This is a genomic window from Nocardia abscessus NBRC 100374 (genome assembly GCF_000308455.1).
Classification (GTDB): domain Bacteria; phylum Actinomycetota; class Actinomycetes; order Mycobacteriales; family Mycobacteriaceae; genus Nocardia; species Nocardia abscessus.
The window spans coordinates 1-275 of record NZ_BAFP01000012.1 but is presented as its reverse complement, the minus strand read 5'-3'; the positions used below and the strand labels follow the sequence as shown (position 1 = coordinate 275).

Below are 275 nucleotides of genomic sequence, written 5' to 3'. Positions count from 1 at the left end.
TCAGGCGGAGACGGTCGCCTTCTCCCGCTGCAGTTCCAGCGCGATGTCGATCAGCTGGTCCTCCTGCCCGCCGACGAGCTTGCGCTTGCCCGCGCGCACGAGCATCTCGGCGGCCGAGACGCCGTAACGCTCGGCTTGGCGTTCGGCGTGCTTGAGGAAGCTGGAGTAGACGCCCGCGTAGCCCATCATCAGGGCCTGGCGGTCGAGCAGACATTCCTGCGGCATGGCCGGGCGGACGACGTCTTCGGCGGCGTCGGCGATGGCGAAGAAATCGA

1 pseudogene is annotated in these 275 nt (G+C 68.0%); it reads right to left on the bottom strand.

Features of this window, described 5'->3' with window-relative positions:
* Positions 1-275, bottom strand: a pseudogene (locus ON19_RS02720) (4-hydroxy-2-oxovalerate aldolase); the annotation flags it as partial.